This window comes from Frateuria defendens, assembly GCF_001182895.1.
Lineage (GTDB): Bacteria > Pseudomonadota > Gammaproteobacteria > Xanthomonadales > Rhodanobacteraceae > Frateuria_B > Frateuria_B defendens.
Map to the genome: position 1 here is coordinate 1 of NZ_LFQR01000291.1, position 232 is coordinate 232.

1 protein-coding gene is annotated in these 232 nt (G+C 80.6%); it reads left to right on the top strand.

Annotated elements, in window-relative coordinates; translation table 11 throughout:
• Positions 1-232 (top strand): hypothetical protein (locus ACH65_RS20465; protein WP_049624082.1); only part of this gene is annotated, 232 nt, incomplete at both ends.

A 232-nucleotide genomic window follows, 5' to 3' on the forward strand; every position in this document is an offset into this window, starting at 1 on the left:
ACCGCGCTCGCCGCCGACGAGCCCGCGGCGGCGCGCAGCTGGCTCGACGCCTACGCCGCGCAGGGCGCCCGCCGCGACGACGGCTACTGGTGGCTGCGCGCGCAGGCCGAATCCACGCACGACGCGGCCGCCGCGCGCGCCGCGCTGGAACGCGCCGTCGCGCTGCGCCCCGACCCGCGCTACTACGCCCGACTGGCCGCCTGGCAGGAGGAGGCGGGCGAACCGCAGCAGG